The sequence below is a fragment of the Listeria monocytogenes ATCC 19117 genome, from assembly GCF_000307025.1.
Taxonomy (GTDB): Bacteria; Bacillota; Bacilli; order Lactobacillales; family Listeriaceae; genus Listeria; species Listeria monocytogenes_B.
On the sequence record NC_018584.1, the window covers coordinates 2,757,190 to 2,775,936 of the forward strand.

Here is an 18,747-nt window from a genome sequence, read left to right on the forward strand (position 1 = left end):
ATTATAGCCGTGCACCGCGCCGTGATATTTTGTGCATCGATATTAAATCGTTTTTTCGCCTCAGTTGAATGTGTCAAACGTCGGCTGAATCCACTTGAAGCATATTTAGTAGTAATGAGTAACGCCGACCGGGCTGGCGGGCTTGTTTTAGCTGCCACTCCAAAAATGAAACAAGAACATCACATCAAAACCGGCTCAAGAATGTATGAACTGCCCACCTGGGATAAACGAATTATTATCGCACCCCCACGAATGAAACTTTATCTAAAAGTAAATGCGATGATTCAAGCCATTTTTAGACGTTATGTTCCCGCTGAGTTTATTCATGTTTATAGTATTGATGAATGTTTTTTAGATATCACCGGATCGCATTTGTTATTCGGTAGCACGGAAGAAATTGTTCGCAAAATCCAGTGTGATATTTTAGAAGAATTGCGGCTATACGTTACAGTTGGAATCGGCGACAACCCTCTTCTTGCCAAACTCGCGCTCGATAATGTGGCTAAAAACCGGGATGACGGCATTGCTGAATGGCGCTATGAAGACGTTCCCGAGACTATTTGGAAAATCAGACATTTGGATGATGTGTGCGGAATTGGGCGTCGGACTGCTGTTCGCCTGCAAAAAATGGGAATCTTTAATATGTATCAACTAAGCCAAACGCCGCCACAAGTGTTAAAAAACGCAATGGGTGTAGTCGGAGAGCAACTTTATTATCATGCTCACGGCATCGATTATAGTCTTTTAAATGAAAAATATGTTCCAGTTAGTAAAAGCTACGGAAAAAGCCAAATTCTTGAAAAAGACTATCATGTGCCGGCCGAAGTAGAGATTGTCATCCGCGAAATGGTTGAGGAAGTAGCAATGCGTTTACGCCAAAATCATGTGGATACTGCTGTTATTCATCTAAGTATCGGCTACAGTAAATACAGCATAAAAAAAGGATTCAGCCATCAAGCTAAAATCCCTCCTACTAGTAGTAGTCATGCGCTTATTCCTTATTTCCTGCAACTATTTAGACGTTACGATGAACGCGAACCTGTGCGCTCCATTGCTATTTCATGCGGTAAGATTACTTTGAAAACAGGGTTGCAGCTCAATTTATTTGAGGATGCTACTCGAACTTTAAATCATGAGCAGTTAGAAATAACTGTCGACAAAATCCGGTCGCGTTATGGTTTTAAATCACTTATGCATGCAAGCAGTTTATTAAATGGAGCGACTGGCTTAAAACGGTCTGAAATGGTTGGTGGTCACAAAGGTTAACTTATTCTGGTTTCACGCGCAATAAGAAATCCTCTACCATTGTTGTAAATATTTTTGGTTGTTCGATTTGTAAATTATGTCCTGCAAAATCAAGGATAGCAATCGACGCATGTGGATATTTTTCAAGCAATGTAAGCCCGTCTGCGTATCCCACATGATCATCTTGACGCCCAAATAAGAATAATGCCGGCACATCGAATTGCGCTTTTTCGTCTGGATCAAAGCTCAGCGCATAATTCGCAGATAATCGGTCTAAAAATTCTCCATCTGCATTAATCATTCCCGCCATCACTTCCGCCAAGAAACGATTCCAGTTTCTTGCTGTTAAAATAACGCCACTTTTTGAAAAGTACGCTCGGTCTTCTTTGGATAGCGACCGTACAAACGTATCATCTTGGTACATGACTTTTTGTTCAGGTAGCGTTCTTCTTTCTTTTTCAGGATAGATGACTGGGCAAATAAGTAAGACTCCAAGTACTCTATCTGGCATTTTCGCTGCGATTCCGCGGGCTAAATAACCACCATATGATTCTCCGGCGAGTACGAATTGCTCGCCCGGAATTACCGCTTCAATAAATTCTAGTAAAAGGGTGAGTACATGGTCAGCATTTTGGATTGAATCGTAATTCTCGGTTTTTCCCATTCCAGGCAAATCCACATAAATGCGTGAAAATGGACTTTCCTTATCAAAGACTGGCTCCATGCAACCAATCATCAGCTGCGAATCAGGACCAAAACCATGAATCATTATTATCGGTATTCCTTCACCATATTTTTCATAATAAACGTCTACGCTACGGATTGTTTTATGCATATTAATTCCTCCTGGCGTTTATTTTTATCATAACATATTATTATTCTTCTGCCATCCGGTATCCAACCCCAACTTCTGTCAAAATGTATGCAGGTTCTGCCGGATTTTGTTCAATTTTACGTCGGATATTACTCATATTGACCCGAAGTGCTTGGTTTTCACTTGGATAAGGTCCCCAAATTTCGCGAATAATAAAATCATGCGTAAGGACTTTTCCGGCGTGGCGAGCTAATAGAAGCAAAATTTTATATTCAATTGGCGTAAAATGAATTTCCTTATCGCCCATTTTGACAAGTCGGCGGTCGTCATCAATATACAGGTCTTGAATGCGAATAATATGATCATTTGGCGCTTCTTTGCTGCTTGGTTGAATGTGTCTTAGGGCAGTTCGAATCCGCGCCAGTAGTTCCGATGTGCCGAATGGTTTCGTAATATAATCATCTGCACCAAGGTCAAGTGCCGTCACTTTCTCTCGTTCGTGATCGCGCGCGGATACAACAATAATCGGCACTTTTGACCAAACACGAATATCACGGAGCACGTCTAGTCCTTCTACATCGGGCAAACCTAGGTCGAGTAGCACAACATCTGGCGAATGGCTTGCTGTCTGCTCTAGCGCTTCTTTTCCATTCACTGCTTTAATCACCGAGTAATCACTCGCAGTCAAAACAGCTGAAATAAAATTACTGATACCCTCTTCATCTTCCACAATTAGCACAAGTCGTTTGCTGTTCATTTTCCATCTCCTCCGTCTAGTGGCAAAGTGAACCAGAATGTCGCCCCGCCATGTTTGTTATTTTTCGCTTCTAAAGTCCCGTCATGCGCTCGAATAATCGACATACAAATCGATAAACCAAGTCCTAATCCGCGTGACATATCAGAACGCTCTCTCGCTTCCACAGCAAAAGTATCAAATAAATCTGGCAAGCGTTTTTCCGGAATCCCTTTTCCATTATCACGAACACTAAAAATCGCACTTTGCTTCGTTTTCGTCACGTCTACCCAAACTTCTGCACCAGTTCCACCATGACGTAGCGCATTTTCCATTAAATTAATAAGGACTTGCTCAATTAACGTGCCATCCATCGGAACCATAAGAAGGTCGCGCGGTACTTTGACATGGATTGTTCGGTCCGCGAAACGTTTTTTGATTCGACCGACAGCCTCACCTACAATTTCTTCTACGGCTTCTGGAGCTCGTTCCAAACTCACTAACCCTTCACTAATTCTCGTCACAGAAAGCAAATTCTCAACCATCCGAATGAGCCAGCCAGAGTCATCTTTAATACCTTTAATTAAATTATGTTCCGTTTCTTTATCTAGCTCAGTTTCTTTTTCAAGTAAGGCAGAACTTGCTCCAACAATACCAGTGAGCGGTGTTCTTAAATCATGCGAAATTGCCCGAAGTAAATTGCTTCTCATTTTTTCTTTTGCTGATTCGATGACGATTTGGCGTTGTTCTTCAGATAAATATTGCCGTTCTAAAGCTAGTGCCACTTGAGAGCTAATCATTCGTAAAAAGATCCGATTATCTTGTGTAAGTGGACCATCTTCTGGGGAGCAAGAAACACCAATAACACCAAGCACTTTCCCCTGTGACATCACTGGCATATAATAACCAAATGCCCCCATTAACGTATCCGTCCCAGCACCCGCCCGCTTTTTATTTTTAAATACCCAGTGGGCAACCGCTTCTTCATCCGCACTAAGAAGCGCACTCGCATCTTCTTTTCCTTCTGCTTGCACGAAAATCCCTTTATTACTTTTGGCAGGATCCGCAGAATAAAAAATAACGGAACGGCTAAATAAATGCAAAATATATTCGTTGGTTAAATCGATAATTCCTTTTAAATTACGGGTGACTAATAGCCGTTTATTAATTTCATAAAGCACTTCGGTTCGACGTTCTCGCTCAACGGCCAGGCTAGCTTGGGTTTTAATTCGGACAGTTAGCGCACTCGTAATAAGAGCGACTAAAAGCATAATTCCGAACGTCACCGGATAGCCCGCTTGAATTGTATTAAACGTATAAAGTGGTGTCGTGAAGAAGAAATTAAATAACATAACACCAATGATAGAACCCATAACGCCATAAACATAGCCGCTTGTTACACGAGAAATAATTAACACGGATAAAATATATACCATAATAACATTTTGATCACCGATGCCAAATTCACTTAAACCGACACAAATCGCCGTTGCCAATGTTAGAAGTAAAATCATTTTCGCCATGTCATGCCAGGTTAAAAAACTTTTAAAACGCATTTTCATTCGACGCTTTTTCGTTTTTGGTTGGCTCGAGGGGATAATATGCATATCAACGTTATCAAGGTGCGTAATGAGACGATCCTCAAAATCATCTTCAAATAAAGACCTTAAACCCATGCGGCGACGCGATTTCCCGACAACGATATTTGTCACACCAGTCAACCGGGCATACTCAGCTACTGTTTCTGCAATGTCATGTCCGGCGAGGGTGACAATTTCAGCGCCAAGCCGTTCAGCGAGTTCCATCGTTTCCCGTAAACATTTTTTCTCTGCTTTGGTCATATAATCATTTTCTTCATTTTCAATATAAAGGGCCGTCCATGGTGCGCGGAAAGCCTCGGCAGTGCGCGCTGTCCAGCGAATGAGTTTTGCAGATGAAGGCGACGTTCCAATACAGACTAGCCATTTACTACTCGCCCGTTTCTCTGGATAAACACCTGTTTGATCGTATTCGTGACTAATTCGGTCGGCCGCTTTTCGCATCGCAATTTCACGCAAGAGTTTTAAGTTTTCTCTAGTGAAGAAGTTCTGCATAGCTGTTTTTGCGCGCGCCGGTTGATAAATTTTACCCTGTTCTAACCGTTTTAGAAGTTCATCGGGTTCAATATCAATTAATTTAACTCGGTCCGCCTCATCAAAAACATAGTCAGGAATCGTTTCGCGAACAGCTACTTTGGTGATGCCTTCTACAATATCGTTTAAACTTTCAATATGTTGCACATTGACAGTCGTATACACATCAATTCCCGCTTGAAGCAATTCTTCCACATCTTGGAAACGTTTCTTATTGCGTACACCTGATGCGTTCGTATGTGCGAGTTCGTCTACCAAAATAAGTTCCGGCTTCCGTTTCAACGCTTCGTCCAAATCGAATTCTTTGAGCGCAATATTTTTGTGAGTAATTGCTTTTGGTGGAATAATCGGGATTCCTTCTAACATTCTCAGCGTTTCCTCGCGAGCATGAGGTTCAATATAACCCGCCACGACATCCACACCTGCTGCTAATTGATCTTTGGCGTCACTTAACATGGCATATGTTTTCCCAACACCTGCCGCAAAGCCAAAATATATTTTTAATTTACCCACGGATGAATCTGTTTCTTCTTGCAAATTCACCAGCAGCGCATCCGGACTTGGACGATTCGTTTCCATATACTCGCCTCCAACTTACATTTTCAATCTATCTAATGCCAAATTCACTTGTAAGACGTTCACAGTTGGCTCACCCCAAAAGCCTAACAATCGGTCACTTGTATGTTCTGCGATAATTTCTTTGACTTGTTTGGTGGAAATGCCTCGTTCTCTAGAAATTCGGTCTACTTGATATGCCGCAGCAGCCTCTGAAATATCCGGATCCACGCCACTTGCTGATGCTGTTACGAGATCCATTGGAATAACTCGATTGTTCGTCGGATCTAGTTTATGCCACCAAGCAATTCGTTTTTCTACTAATTGTTTTTGTTCTTCGCTAGTAGGGTTTAAGTTTGTCGCCACCCCGTCACTTGCTGCCCGTCCAATCAAGTACTCAGGCTTAGTAAACGTTTGGCCAATTTCAGCAGAACCAACTTTTCCGGTCGTACCATCTGCTCGTTTTTCTTCTATTATACTGCCATTTGCTTTGTCGTGGAAAGCTGCACTTGCAAAAATAGTGACAATACCCGGATAAACCACACCACACATCAATGTCAAAAGTAGAAATCCAACTACTGCCGGCTTCCAAATTTGCATAAATCTTTTCATGTTTTCTCCCCCTCTTAAACGATTCCTAAAACAGTTAACAGCATATCAATCAATTTAATCGCGATAAATGGAGCAATCAAACCGCCCAGACCATAAATCAACATATTTCTGCTCAGTAATTTCCCGGCCGGCATTTCACGATACTTCACGCCTTTTAAAGAAAGCGGAATTAAAATAATGATAATCACCGCATTGTAAATAATCGCGGATAAAATAGCGCTCGTCGGGCTGGTTAATCCCATTAAATTAAGTGCTTCAAGTTGTGGGAAAATACCGTAAAACAGCACTGGAATAATCGCAAAGTATTTCGCTAAATCATTAGCAACACTAAATGTTGTCAGTGCACCACGCGTCATTAAAAGTTGTTTGCCAATCCGCACAATATCAATTAATTTAGTAGGACTAGAATCCAGATCAACCATATTCCCAGCTTCTTTTGCCGCTTGTGTTCCTGTATTCATCGCAACAGCAACATCCGCTTGTGCAAGAGCTGGTGCGTCATTCGTGCCATCACCTGTCATTGCAACCAAATGACCTTCCCGTTGATATTCACGAATTAATTCCAATTTTGCTTCTGGAGTTGCTTCTGCTAGAAAATCATCGACCCCTGCTTCCGCCGCAATGGCTGCCGCAGTCATTGGGTTATCACCGGTAATCATAATGGTTTTAATACCCATTTTTCGTAAATCAAGGAAACGTTCTTTCACTCCATTTTTCACGATGTCTTTTAAATAAATAACGCCTAGCACTTTGTTATTTCGGACTACTACAAGCGGTGTACCACCAGCACCAGCAACTTTGCTCACAATTGCATCACACTCTTTTGGGTACGTCCCGCCATTCGCCGTTACGTAAGTACGAACCGCATCCGCCGCACCTTTTCGAATCGTATTTTCTTGATAGTCAATTCCGCTCATTCGGGTTGTTGCAGTGAAGGGAACAAATTCTGCGTGCATTTCAGCAAAATCTCGGCCGCGAATGTCGAACCGTTCTTTCGCTAATACAACAATACTCCTGCCCTCCGCTGTTTCGTCCGCAATCGAGGAAAGTTGCGCCGCATCTGCCAGCTCTTGTTCCGTCACACCATCCACTGGCAAAAATTCGCTTGCTTTGCGGTTTCCCAGTGTAATCGTCCCAGTTTTATCGAGCAAAAGCACATCCACATCACCAGCTGCCTCAATCGCACGACCACTCATCGCTAAAACATTCGCTTGATTTAACCGACTCATCCCTGCAATTCCAATCGACGAAAGTAGTGCACCAATCGTAGTTGGCGCCAAACAAACAAGCAAAGCAATCACATTCGTAATCGAAATTGCCGATCCAGCACCCGCCTGCTTACTCGCAAATTCAGTAAATGGTAAAAGCGTCGCTGAAACTGCCAAAAAAATAATCGAAAGCGTTACAAGCAAAATTTGTAGCGCAATCTCATTCGGCGTCTTTTTCCGTGAAGCTCCTTCCACCATTGCAATCATTTTATCTAAGAAACTTTCTCCAGAGACCGCCGTCACACGAACAACAAGCCAGTCAGAAACAAGCGTAGTTCCACCCGTCACAGCACTTCTATCCCCGCCAGACTCTCGAATTACGGGGGCAGACTCCCCAGTTATCGCACTTTCATCAACTGAAGCCGCACCTTCAATAACCTCGCCATCCATCGGAATTTGTTCATTCGCAAGGACATACACAATGTCGCCTTTTTTCAAGTCATTCGAAGCAATTTCGATCACATCAGTTTTATCATCAATATTCTTCAATTTTCGAGCTAAAACGTCTTTTCGAGCCATTTTCAAACTATCCGCCTGTGCTCGACCGCGACCTTCCGCAATCGCCTCTGCAAAATTCGCAAATAACACTGTAAACCATAAAATCAGCGCAATTGCTAGCGTATAACCAGACTTCTCATCTGAAATCCCGAAGAAACCGAGAAAATAAAGGCTCGTTGCCAAAATCGCACCAACATAAACAAGCAACATCACCGGATTTTTCACTTGCAGTTTTGGAGACAGTTTTTTCGTCGACTGAATCAGCGCATCTTTCCAAATACCTTTTTCCATCATTTCCATTCACCTCATTTGAAAGTTGTAAAGAAGTCTGCAATCGGTCCAAGCGCAAGTGCTGGCAAGAAACTAAGTGCGCCAACAAGTACCACAACACCAATTAAAAGACCAATAAACATGCCATTTTTCGTCGATAACGTCCCGCTACTCGCTGCAACCGAACTCTTTCCAGCCATATTTTGCGCTAAATAAAGCGCCGCAACAAGTGGAATAAAACGAGCAAGTAACATCATTACTGCGCCAACCATATTTGTAAACGTCGTGTCCGCCGCAAATCCAGCAAAAGCACTACCATTATTATTTCCCATCGAAGTAAATGCATAGAGGACCTCGGAAAAACCGTGCGCCCCACTCGCCGAAACAGAAGCTTGCACACTTGGCATCATCACCGCAACCGCAGTTCCAAACAAAGTCAACAGCGGCGGAACCAAAATAAGCAAACAAACCATTTTCATATCATAAGGTTCAATTTTCTTCCCTAAATATTCCGGCGTCCGTCCAACCAAAAGCCCCGCAATAAACACCGTCAAAATAATAAAACCAATCATGCCATAAAGCCCGCTACCAACACCGCCAAAAATAACCTCCCCGAGTTGCATAAAGAACATTGGGACCAGCCCACCGAGCGGAGTCAAACTGTCGTGCATTGCGTTCACCGCTCCATTCGAGGCTGCCGTCGTGGAAGCTGCAAAAAGCGACGAACCGCCAACACCAAAACGAACCTCTTTTCCTTCCATACTGCCAGAAGTCGCAACACCTTGATAATGTGGACCTGCAAATTGTTCGGAGATAGTAATCGCAACAACACCAATAACAAAAACAATCATCATCGCTGTCATAATCGCGCGTCCTTGCTTACTATCCTTCACCGCACGCCCAAACATCACAACAAGCGCCACTGGGATAAGTAAAATCGCCAACATTTCTATTAAATTAGTAAAACTAGATGGGTTTTCAAACGGAAACGCCGAATTTGCCCCGAAAAAGCCTCCACCATTCGTTCCCAGTTGTTTAATCGCAATTTGACTTGCAGCTGGACCAAGCGGAATCAATTGTTTTGCTCCATTTTCAAGCGTCTCCACAACCGAATAATCAGCAAATGACTGCACCACTCCTTGCGATACTAAAAGAAGCGCCAAAATAAGCGAAAGTGGTAATAGAATATATAGCGTCACTCGAAATAAATCTTGCCAAAAATTTCCTATCGTTTTCTGTTTCTTCCATATAAAGCCACGAATTACCGCAAATAATACTGCAATCCCTGTCGCTGCCGAAACAAAGTTCTGCACCGTTAAACCAATCGACTGCGAAAAATAAGATAACGCCGCCTCACCAGAATAAGCTTGCCAGTTCGTATTCGACACAAAACTCGCCGCCGTATTAAATGCAAGACTAAAACTAAGTCCTTTCATACCTTCCGGGTTGAGCGGTAAAAAGCCTTGTAGCATCAACACCGCCATTACAAATACAAAGCCAACTGCACTAAAAGCAAGTACGGATACTGCATAACGCTTCGCCGACATGCCAACCTCACTCACACCCATCAATCGATAACCAAACCGCTCAACCGGCTCAAGCACTCGTGACAAAAATACCTTTTCCCCAATCATCACCTTATACATATAAATTCCAAGAGGCACCGCCAAAACTAATAACAATACAACAAAAAACGCATCTTGCATCACGATATACTTCATAAGTCCTCACCTCTAAATAACACATAAAATAAATATACCAACAAACCTAAACCGATTATTCCAGCAATTACTAGAACAACACCCATTTTCCGTTCACCCCTTCACCGTACTCTTTCCACCACTAATCCTACCAACAAACGCATAAAGACAGTGTTAAGATTCTAAAGCTCCGCATAAAGATTCCGTTAATATCTCTATGTGTGTAAAATTTACACACAAAAAAAGCCAATGTGTAAGCAAAAAACAAAATGAAAACCCTTTTATAGCCACATTTAAAGTTGGCACGGTACTTGCATATATAATAAGTGTTAAGAGAATTATCTAGAGGAGGAAATAATCATGAAAACAATCATGTTAGTATGTTCAGCAGGTATGTCTACCAGCTTACTAGTTACAAAAATGGAAAAAGCAGCTGCAGAAAAAGGCCTTGAAGCAAAAATCTTCGCCGTTGCAGAAGCAGAAGCAGCTAACCATTTAGACGAAATCGATGTTTTATTACTTGGACCACAAGTACGTTTCTTAGAAGGAAACATGAAGAAAAAATTAGAGCCAAAAGGTATTCCATTAGCTGTTATTAACAGTGTTGATTACGGAATGATGAAAGGCGACAAAGTTTTAGAACAAGCATTAGAGTTAATGAAGTAAAAAGAGGGTAATTACAGCTAGCTAGCTGAAAATTATAAAAAACTAAAGAGGTATAGTAATAACGCCATGTTTTAGAAATTATGTATTCGTCTTAACCCGGCTGTTACTTTATCCCTCAAAAAGGAGAATAAAAAATGAATGGTTTTATCGCATTTATGGAGAAATATTTCATTCCCTACGCTGCCAAAATTGGTGGACAACGTCATTTAGTAGCAATTCGTGATGGTTTCATTACAACTATGCCACTTATGATTCTAGGGTCTTTCGCCGTTTTAATTAACAACTTCCCAATTCCAGCTTACCAAAAGTTCATGAATAACTTATTTGGTGAAGGAACTTGGCAAGCATTCGGCGGAAACGTTTGGAACGGTACTTTTGCTATCTTAGCACTACTTATCGCTTTCACTGTAGCTTACAACTTAGCTAAATCTTATGACAAAGATCCACTTTCTTCCGCAGTAGTTTCTGTAGCAACTTTCTTCACAATTGGCGCAATTGCTCCAGGTGCAGACGGCGTTGCAAACACTGGTGGTCTTGGATCAACTGGTCTTTTCTTAGCATTAATTATTGCAATTCTTTCCACTGAAATCTTCACTCGTTTAAGTGGTAGCCCGAAATTAATTATCAACATGCCTGATGGTGTTCCACCGGCAGTTTCTCGTTCATTCGCAGCTTTATTCCCTGCAATGATCACTGTTTCTATCTTTGGTCTTATCACTGCGTTCTTCCAAGCAGCTGGTGTGACTAACTTAGTAATTTCTTTCTACGAATTAGTACAAGAACCGTTCATGGGTCTTGCAAACTCCTTGCCAGCAGCTTTATTATTGGCATTTGTTTCTGCTTTCCTTTGGTTCTTTGGTTTACACGGTGCGAACATTATCGACCCGTTCATGCAAACAATCAACATCCCAGCTATCGAAGCTAACGTAAAAGCACTAGAAGCTGGTAAAGAACTTCCTTACATCGTTAACAAACCTTTCTTTGACTCTTTCGTTAACTTAGGCGGAACTGGGGCAACTATCGGTTTAATCATTGCTATCTTTATCGTAGCTCGTAAACATAAAGCGTACATGACAGTTTCTAAATTGTCTGCAGCGCCAGGTATTTTCAACATTAACGAACCAATGATGTTTGGTCTTCCAATCGTCTTGAATCCAATTATGTTCATTCCGTACATCTTGGCACCACTTGTACTTGTAACTGTAGCTTACTTTGCAACAGCTATTGGTTGGGTACCAGCTTGTACTATCGTAACTCCTTGGACTACACCACCAATTATCGGTTGAGCACTTGCAACACAAAGTATCGCAGGTGGCGTACTTGCAGCTGTAAACTTAGGTCTATCTATCCTAATCTTCCTTCCATTCGCGAAAATTGCTCAAATTCAAGAGCTACGTCGTGAAAAAGAAGCACTTGCTGCTGAAGGCGTTACTGCTGAATAATTTTTAAAAACCAAAACTTTAAGGACGTGTTTACAGATGGATTTAGAGCAAACTATTATGAGCTTGATCGTGTTCGGTGGTAACGCTAAAAGCGATGCTATGTTAGCCATTGATTCCGCTAAAAAAGGGGATTTCGCTCAAGCAGACGAACAAATCGCCCAAGCAGAACAAGCACTACTTGAAGCGCATCATTCTCAAACAAAACTTATACAAGGTGAAGCACGTGGCGAAAAAACAGAAGTTTCCCTTCTACTCGTTCACGCACAAGACCACTTAATGAATGCAATCACTTTCAAAGATTTAGCGAAAGAAATTGTAGACCTTTATAAGAATAAATAAAAACAGGGTTGTCATATATGTATTGACCCCCTAAAGTTAAACTATTAATAGAGTGGATTTTTTCCACTCTATTTTTATGTGGCTTTTTATTTAATAATATGAAAAAAGATCCCTAGAATTAGATTTTCAGAACTAATTTTAGGGGTCTTTTTTATTCATGTTATTTCTTTGATAATCCAAACTTTTTATAAAGCTTAAATCCTATAAAAACAATACCAATAACTAAAACAGCTTCTATTATAATTGGAACGTACGGCGTTATCCAAGACATACTTCTGCCTCCCATTATTTAATTTCCACTCACTGAGTTTGTTTTCTATTTCACAAGAATTGTATCATATAATTACAGTATTCTCTATCCAAGCAAAAAGTCCTTCGTCAACATTGTCTGGACCTCCCCTAAAATTAATGTTTTTAGGGGATAGTTCAAACAGCTGTTTTTTTATTCTACTAAATCGGCGTCTGACCGAATAATCGCTAATACAACGCCTATTGCAATGAAATTACCAAGCACCGCGCTCCCACCATAACTAATAAAAGGAAGTGGAATCCCAGTAAGTGGCATAAGTCCGACTGTCATACCAATATTTTCAAAAATATTAAACGCAAAACTTACAGCAAAACCCGCTAAAACTAGCGAAGAAAAAGTATTCTTCATCAAAAGAGCTGCCATAATTAATTGATGAATAAGTAACATAAATAAAATTAACAACAAACTGACACCAACAAAGCCAAATTGATGACCAATCGTACTAAAGATCATATCCGTATGACTTTCAGGAATATAAGCGTTTGTACCAGAACTACCAGTCATCATCCCCGAACCAACAGCCTTCATCGATAAATTAAGTTGATAGACCGCATCTGGATCAGTAGTAGGGTCAAGCCACGTCTGAATCCGCGCAAATTGATACGCATGAAAGCCGATTTTTTCCAGTAAACTAATATGATAAACGACTACATACATTCCAACCGTCACTGTAGTTAAAATTAGAGTTATAATACCCACCATCAATTTAGTTGATTTTATAGCGAGCAAAATAATCGCAAGTGCCGTAACTCCGTAAACAATTGTCGTACCAAGATCTGGCTGTTTCATAATTAATAGCAAAACAACCCCAGTAAGCGCCGCTAAAATGCCTAACTGTTTCCATTTCTGCGCTTGATATTTTACAGCAAAATGTGCCAATACAAAAATAAAAATCGATTTGACAACTTCAGATGGTTGGAAAGACAATCCAGCGAAGCGATACCACCGCGTTGCCCCGTTTATATTTTGGACTAGAGGGTTTGGTATGAGTATTCCAAGTAGTGTAATCACCATAATGACGTAAAGCCAAATCGCATGATGTCGCAAAAACTCTACCGGCAGGCGCGAAACACCAAAACATGTAAGTGCCCCAATTACCAAAAACACCAACTGCATTCCTAAAAAATTGGTATCATATTGGTTTGTCTTCTGAGCAAAATAAATCGCTACACAACTCACTAACGACAATAAGAACACCGATAAAATAATTCGATTATATTGAATATCCCGCTTCATAAATACACGACCTCTCTAGATTTAGCTAGTAAATTCCGCCTTGCAGCAGCCATTACAAACCCAACTGCGCACGAAAGCATGACTACCGAACTACCCCCGTAACTAATAAACGGCAGTGGAACTCCAGTAAGCGGAATAATCCCACTCACTCCTCCAAGATTCAAAAACATCTGCACCGAAATCCAAGCGGCAACTCCAATACATACCATCGAATCGAAAATAAAATGACTACAAACAGCAATATAAAGTGCGGTAAAACTGAGTAACATTAACAAAAAAATCGTCCAAATAACACCAAAAACACCAAGCTCTTCCGCAATAACCGTCATAATAAAATCCGTATGCGGCTCCGGCAAATAACCTAATTTCTGGATGCTACCTCCTAATCCAGTCCCAAATATCCCTCCACTTCCAATCGCATAGTAGCCATTTCTAAGTTGATAAGAAGCATCTAAGTTTTCAAGGTTAAAAGGATCTAAAAAAGCAAATCTGCCCAATTTTGCAGTGCTAAAAAAATCAGGATGAAAGAAATAAATCAGTGTTGCTACAAGGATTAACAGACCAAAAGCCCAGATAAATACCCGGACGAGGCGTGAGAGGCCAACTCCGCTCGTTAAAAACAAAGCGACCCCAATAACACCTAAAATTACAGCCGTACCGAGATCCGGCTGTAAGAAGACTAATGCTATAGTAAGAAACAAAAAGCCTAGCACCCAATGTTGTACTCGCACCCCGCAACCTTTCCGCAAGAAAACAGTCGCAATCACAAGTATTAATAGCAATTTGACAGTTTCAGTAGGCTGGAATGTCACTCCGAAAATAGACAGCCATCTTTGGGCATTATTAGCCGCATTACCAGTTATAAGCACTAACACTAATAAAGCTAGAAGACCCAAAGAAAGAATACGCAACGTCACCCGCTGATAAAATAATTTCACATTTATACGCGAGCACACTAGTAAGCCTAAAAGACCAAGACCATAGAAGAGTAGCTGCCTATTAAAGAAATAACTAGGATCCACTTTGTAACGCATGATTGCAACCCCATAACTCGTACTATAAACAAGTAGCAAACTCCATACTGCCAGAAGCAAATACGTTACAAAGAGTAATCGACCCGCACGCATTTAAATCCACTCCCGGAATTTCCGAATGTAAAGAGTTTTCACTAGTTGCATCGTAGCCATATAACCAACAAGAATAAGGATTAACCATGGGAAATAACTACCTGGCAAGCTCACAAAACCTATACTGTGACCAAATCCGGTAAACGGAATCACAATACCTAATGCCATCACAATAAGTGTCGCAATCATTACCGGAGCAGCTGCCCGACTTTGAATGAAAGGTATTTTCTCTGTCCGAATCATGTGCACAACTAGAGTTTGAGTGAGTAAGCCGACAACAAACCAACCACTGTGGAATAAAGCTTGCTCTGCTACCGTGTTTGCACTAAATACAAACCACATAATTAGAAACGTCGCAATATCAAAGATCGAACTTACTGGGCCAATACATAGAATAAAGCGCAACATTCCTTTTTGTTCCCATTGATGCGGTTTTTTCAAAAACGACCGATCCATTTTATCCCAAGGGAGAGTTAATTGTGAGAAATCATAAAGCAAGTTTTGTAGCAAAAGATGTAAAGATAGCATTGGTAAAATGGGAATAAATGCACTTGCGACCAAAACACTAAACACATTACCAAAATTGGAACTAGCTGTCATTTTCAAGTATTTTAAAATATTACCAAATACGTTACGCCCTTCCATAACCGCATCATTTAAAACTGTTAAGCTTTTCTCCAGCAAAATTACTGAGCTTGCATCTTTTGTAATGTCTGCTGCTGTATCAACAGAGATACCAACATCCGCTTTCCTAAGTGCTGGCGCGTCATTAATTCCGTCTCCAAGGAAGCCAACAGTATGTCCTGCTTTTTTCAGCAAATCAATGATACGCGATTTTTGCATTGGGGTTAATTTAGCAAAAATGTGGTATTTCCGTAATTCGCGCGTGAGTTCTTCATCAGATAAGTCTTCAATATCTCCGCCAAGTAAAAATCCATTCGCTGGTATACCTACTTCCTCACAAATCCGTTTCGTAACAATTTCGTTATCTCCAGTCAAAACCTTCACGTTAATTTGGTTTTTAAATAACTGTGTAATGGCTTCTTTCGTCGATGCTTTTACTGGATCACGGAAACCTAGGAGTCCCGCAATAATCATCTGTTCTTCATCTTTTTTAGTAAATGATTCACCAGCCTTTCCAGTTTTATACGCTACTGCAATTACTCGAATTCCTGAGCGATTCATTTCTGCACACATTTCTTGAAGTTCGCTCTTTTCTAATTCAGTTAGTGTAGAAATTGTGCCACCAAATTCCTTATGAGTGCATACTGTGAGCATTTCTTCTACCGCGCCTTTTGTAATCATCTTTGTCTCTGTATTATTTTCCACTACCACACTCAGACGACGCCGATCAAAATTAAACGGAATTTCGCCAACTTTTGTCCATCCTGATGCAGTACTTTCATCCAATTTGGCAATAACAGCATGATCTAAAACGTTTTTCCAGCCCGTTTGGAAGTAGCTGTTTAAATAAGCCATATTTAGAACACTTTCAGAAGTTTCACCAGCACTATCAATGTATTTTACAAGTTCTAGTTTATCTTCTGTGAGCGTGCCTGTTTTATCCGTACATAAAATATCCATCGCGCCGATATTTTGAATTGCACTAAGTTCTTTCATAATTACTTTTTTCGACGACATATTGATGGCGCCTTTTGCCAAGTTCGTGCTGACAATCATCGGTAGCATCTCAGGAGTGAGCCCAACCGCAATTGCTACCGCATAAAGAAATGCTTCTAACCACTCGCCTTTCATAAGACCGTTAATCATAAATACAATCGGAACCATTACGACCATAAAATAAAAGAGTAATTTCGAGATTGACTTAACGCCTTTATCAAAGCTAGTGTCGCCACGACGTTCTGTAGCTGCGATTGACAACGAGCCGAAAAATGTCGCGCTTCCTGTTCGTAAAACAACCGCCTTGCCGTGCCCACTTAACACATCTGTCCCCATAAATAATAAGTTTTCCCGTTCAAAAAGGTCCGGATTAGCGCGTTTGTCTTCCACAAATTTTTCAGAAGGAATTGATTCGCCTGTAAGTGCTGACTGATTAATTAATAAATCCGTTGCCGAAATAACGCGTGCATCTGCTGGAATAATATCCCCCGCTGAAACTTCGATTAAATCTCCGGGCACAATTTCATCTTGTGCTACTACAATCATTTCATCGTTTCGAATAACGTTCACTTTATTTTTCACTATATTTTTTAGCGCGTAGCTAGCCCGCTCTGCTCTACTCGTTTGAACAAATCCAAGAATTCCACTAGCTAAGATCATTAAGGCCATAATTATTGTCGCTTCCATATCATCTGTTAAATATGAAATCACCATTAACATGATTAAAATATAGATAAAAGGATCATTAAACGCTCGGATAAATAACCGTAAATTGGACACTTTCTTTTCTTCCACTGTTTGATTAGGACCAAATTCTGCTAGTCTTTCTGTAACTTCGACGTTCGTTAGTCCTGTTTCCATTACACCTAATTTTTCTAAAATCTTATTTCTATCCAATTGTGACTCTTTGAGCAAATTGTTACCTTGCTTTTTTACATGTAGTTTTTTCATTTTCCTTGCCTCCAATTCTTTCTAGGCAAGCTGAGAATAACGTTTATGTGCGCCAGAGATGAAGGTTAGTCACTCTTGCAGCTTGATTACTATAATACGAGTCCGGTTCTTCTACTTCCTCTCCCTGATGGTGGTCCATTGCCTTCATCTCCTTTCGAATTTTATCTAAGCTTAATTATCTGAAAAAAAGATTTTAATTCCCAGATAATTATTTTCATAATAAACATGAAAAAAGTCCTTACCAAAACCTTGGCAAGGACTTCTGAGTTTATACGCATACTAAAACAGACTCCCCTCGCTAAAGTTTTGGCACTATGCAACGTAAAGAATACTCTTAGCCACATTATGGAAAGCCTTAATCCGACAATCCCTGTTCTACCCATTGGCGTCTTTGGACATTTTTGGGCAGTGGCCTGTGTTTGCATAGGAGCCTCACCTAACAGGCAAAACTACATATTTATTATCGCTCTAATCGTCTACGAGTTTAACATAGAAAATCTAAGCCCGCAAGACAAAATGTAAAATACTTAACTTTTATTTAACTTTTCGTGATTTATTTCAATAATTTTAACAAAACATCTGCTAATGAATCTGCGGTTGTTGTAATCGTTGGCGGGCGCTTATAAATATCATCGCGTACTTTTTCCACCATAATAAGCAAAATAACACTATTTAAAATCAAAGAAATCGCATCTGCTTCTTGCGCAGAGTTCTTACTCGGAACCATTTCTTTTACTTTTTGATTAACCCGTTCATACAAATATTCCACAATCGATGGATCAATAAATTCCATATCTTTGCTGCCCATTTCTCGAACAGAAATCACCATAAAGTCCCGATATTTTTCATAAATATCCGAAATAAATTGACTCGCTTGACGTAGAAACACCTTGGCACTCTCAAAATCTTTATCAAAAAATTGATTGATTTCCGCCTTCATACTTTCAAATTGGACTTCCAGCGTCATATGAATAAGATTGTCTTTACTCTTAAATTTTTTAAAAATCGTAGCTTCATTTATTCCAGCGGCTTCTGCTAATTGTCTTGTTGTGGAGCCTTTGATGCCGTGTTTCGCCATCATACAAAGCGTTGCATCCATGATGGATTCGTTTGTAATCATTATTTTACCCCCGTTCAACTAAGTAAGCACTTGCTTATATTCAGTATAACAAAGACGAGCCTTTTTGACAATTTAATTACAATTTGTCGATATCAATCATAAGTAATGT

14 protein-coding genes, 1 pseudogene and 1 riboswitch are annotated in these 18,747 nt (G+C 40.5%); of the genes and pseudogenes, 4 read left to right on the plus strand and 11 right to left on the minus strand.

Features of this window, described 5'->3' with window-relative positions; translation table 11 throughout:
• The first annotated feature begins 9 nt into the window (after positions 1–9).
• Positions 10–1,266 (plus strand): Y-family DNA polymerase, encoded by a 1,257-nt coding sequence (locus LMOATCC19117_RS13695; RefSeq protein WP_003724983.1) that lies wholly within the window; start codon positions 10–12, stop codon positions 1,264–1,266.
• Between the two features lies 1 nt (position 1,267).
• On the opposite strand, the gene LMOATCC19117_RS13700 is transcribed toward LMOATCC19117_RS13695, so the two are convergent.
• The 7 genes from LMOATCC19117_RS13700 to LMOATCC19117_RS13730 are packed head-to-tail and all read right to left on the minus strand — an operon-like array spanning position 1,268 to position 9,934.
• Entirely contained in the window at positions 1,268–2,080 is an 813-nt protein-coding gene (locus tag LMOATCC19117_RS13700) for an alpha/beta fold hydrolase (protein ID WP_003734239.1), read from the minus strand.
• Positions 2,081–2,120: 40 nt separating this feature from the next.
• Positions 2,121–2,816, minus strand: a complete 696-nt coding sequence (locus LMOATCC19117_RS13705; RefSeq protein WP_003724985.1) for a response regulator — start codon at positions 2,814–2,816, stop codon at positions 2,121–2,123.
• The gene (locus LMOATCC19117_RS13710; protein ID WP_003724986.1) at positions 2,813–5,503 is read right to left on the minus strand and encodes a sensor histidine kinase; all 2,691 of its coding nucleotides are present in this window, start codon (positions 5,501–5,503) and stop codon (positions 2,813–2,815) included. Before LMOATCC19117_RS13710 ends, LMOATCC19117_RS13705 begins: the two co-directional genes overlap by 4 nt.
• Positions 5,504–5,518: 15 nt before the next feature.
• Entirely contained in the window at positions 5,519–6,091 is a 573-nt protein-coding gene (gene kdpC / locus LMOATCC19117_RS13715; RefSeq protein ID WP_003724987.1) for a K(+)-transporting ATPase subunit C, read from the minus strand.
• Positions 6,092–6,105: 14 nt separating this feature from the next.
• A complete protein-coding gene (kdpB, locus tag LMOATCC19117_RS13720; RefSeq protein WP_003733366.1) occupies positions 6,106–8,151 on the minus strand; it encodes a potassium-transporting ATPase subunit KdpB in 2,046 nt (681 codons plus the stop codon).
• An 11-nt stretch (positions 8,152–8,162) separates the two neighbouring features.
• Positions 8,163–9,848, minus strand: coding sequence for a potassium-transporting ATPase subunit KdpA (kdpA, locus tag LMOATCC19117_RS13725; protein WP_003730765.1), 1,686 nt, complete (start codon positions 9,846–9,848; stop codon positions 8,163–8,165).
• Positions 9,845–9,934 (minus strand): potassium-transporting ATPase subunit F, encoded by a 90-nt coding sequence (locus LMOATCC19117_RS13730; protein ID WP_015085182.1) that lies wholly within the window; start codon positions 9,932–9,934, stop codon positions 9,845–9,847. The genes kdpA and LMOATCC19117_RS13730 overlap by 4 nt, the downstream gene beginning before the upstream one ends.
• Before the next feature lie 253 nt (positions 9,935–10,187).
• On the opposite strand from LMOATCC19117_RS13730, the gene LMOATCC19117_RS13735 reads away from it, so the two are divergent.
• From LMOATCC19117_RS13735 to LMOATCC19117_RS13745, 3 genes and pseudogenes are all read left to right on the plus strand, one after another.
• On the plus strand, positions 10,188–10,493 hold the full coding sequence (locus tag LMOATCC19117_RS13735) for a PTS sugar transporter subunit IIB (RefSeq protein ID WP_003722040.1): 306 nt from the start codon (positions 10,188–10,190) through the stop codon (positions 10,491–10,493).
• A gap of 134 nt (positions 10,494–10,627) precedes the next feature.
• Positions 10,628–11,935: pseudogene (locus LMOATCC19117_RS13740) on the plus strand (PTS sugar transporter subunit IIC).
• Between the two features lie 36 nt (positions 11,936–11,971).
• Positions 11,972–12,274 carry a PTS lactose/cellobiose transporter subunit IIA gene (locus tag LMOATCC19117_RS13745; RefSeq protein ID WP_003722042.1) on the plus strand — a complete coding sequence of 101 codons (303 nt, stop codon included), beginning with the start codon at positions 11,972–11,974 and terminating at the stop codon, positions 12,272–12,274.
• 442 nt (positions 12,275–12,716) lie between these two features.
• On the opposite strand, the gene LMOATCC19117_RS13750 is transcribed toward LMOATCC19117_RS13745, so the two are convergent.
• The 4 genes from LMOATCC19117_RS13750 to LMOATCC19117_RS13770 all read right to left on the minus strand — a co-directional run bounded on the left by LMOATCC19117_RS13750 (position 12,717) and on the right by LMOATCC19117_RS13770 (position 18,638).
• On the minus strand, positions 12,717–13,820 hold the full coding sequence (locus LMOATCC19117_RS13750; RefSeq protein ID WP_003734238.1) for an FtsW/RodA/SpoVE family cell cycle protein: 1,104 nt from the start codon (positions 13,818–13,820) through the stop codon (positions 12,717–12,719).
• Positions 13,817–14,947 (minus strand): FtsW/RodA/SpoVE family cell cycle protein, encoded by a 1,131-nt coding sequence (locus LMOATCC19117_RS13755; RefSeq protein ID WP_003734237.1) that lies wholly within the window; start codon positions 14,945–14,947, stop codon positions 13,817–13,819. The genes LMOATCC19117_RS13750 and LMOATCC19117_RS13755 overlap by 4 nt, the downstream gene beginning before the upstream one ends.
• Positions 14,948–17,518 (minus strand): magnesium-translocating P-type ATPase, encoded by a 2,571-nt coding sequence (gene mgtA, locus LMOATCC19117_RS13760; protein ID WP_003734236.1) that lies wholly within the window; start codon positions 17,516–17,518, stop codon positions 14,948–14,950.
• A gap of 284 nt (positions 17,519–17,802) precedes the next feature.
• A riboswitch (M-box (ykoK) riboswitch) is annotated at positions 17,803–17,969 on the minus strand.
• Positions 17,970–18,071: 102 nt separating this feature from the next.
• The gene (locus LMOATCC19117_RS13770) at positions 18,072–18,638 is read right to left on the minus strand and encodes a TetR/AcrR family transcriptional regulator (protein WP_003722048.1); all 567 of its coding nucleotides are present in this window, start codon (positions 18,636–18,638) and stop codon (positions 18,072–18,074) included.
• Between the last annotated feature and the right edge of the window lie 109 nt (positions 18,639–18,747).

What these genes read in the sequence shown, in the direction of transcription:
- kdpC (WP_003724987.1), bottom strand. Translation starts at nt 6,091, where the DNA reads ATGAAAAGATTTATGCAAATTTGGAAGCCGGCAGTAGTTGGATTTCTA.
- LMOATCC19117_RS13730 (WP_015085182.1), bottom strand. Translation starts at nt 9,934, where the DNA reads ATGGGTGTTGTTCTAGTAATTGCTGGAATAATCGGTTTAGGTTTGTTG.
- LMOATCC19117_RS13710 (WP_003724986.1), bottom strand. Translation starts at nt 5,503, where the DNA reads ATGGAAACGAATCGTCCAAGTCCGGATGCGCTGCTGGTGAATTTGCAA.
- LMOATCC19117_RS13755 (WP_003734237.1), bottom strand. Translation starts at nt 14,947, where the DNA reads ATGCGTGCGGGTCGATTACTCTTTGTAACGTATTTGCTTCTGGCAGTA.
- LMOATCC19117_RS13700 (WP_003734239.1), bottom strand. Translation starts at nt 2,080, where the DNA reads ATGCATAAAACAATCCGTAGCGTAGACGTTTATTATGAAAAATATGGT.
- LMOATCC19117_RS13770 (WP_003722048.1), bottom strand. Translation starts at nt 18,638, where the DNA reads ATGATTACAAACGAATCCATCATGGATGCAACGCTTTGTATGATGGCG.
- kdpB (WP_003733366.1), bottom strand. Translation starts at nt 8,151, where the DNA reads ATGATGGAAAAAGGTATTTGGAAAGATGCGCTGATTCAGTCGACGAAA.
- LMOATCC19117_RS13750 (WP_003734238.1), bottom strand. Translation starts at nt 13,820, where the DNA reads ATGAAGCGGGATATTCAATATAATCGAATTATTTTATCGGTGTTCTTA.
- LMOATCC19117_RS13745 (WP_003722042.1), top strand. Translation starts at nt 11,972, where the DNA reads ATGGATTTAGAGCAAACTATTATGAGCTTGATCGTGTTCGGTGGTAAC.
- LMOATCC19117_RS13735 (WP_003722040.1), top strand. Translation starts at nt 10,188, where the DNA reads ATGAAAACAATCATGTTAGTATGTTCAGCAGGTATGTCTACCAGCTTA.
- LMOATCC19117_RS13705 (WP_003724985.1), bottom strand. Translation starts at nt 2,816, where the DNA reads ATGAACAGCAAACGACTTGTGCTAATTGTGGAAGATGAAGAGGGTATC.
- mgtA (WP_003734236.1), bottom strand. Translation starts at nt 17,518, where the DNA reads ATGAAAAAACTACATGTAAAAAAGCAAGGTAACAATTTGCTCAAAGAG.
- kdpA (WP_003730765.1), bottom strand. Translation starts at nt 9,848, where the DNA reads ATGAAGTATATCGTGATGCAAGATGCGTTTTTTGTTGTATTGTTATTA.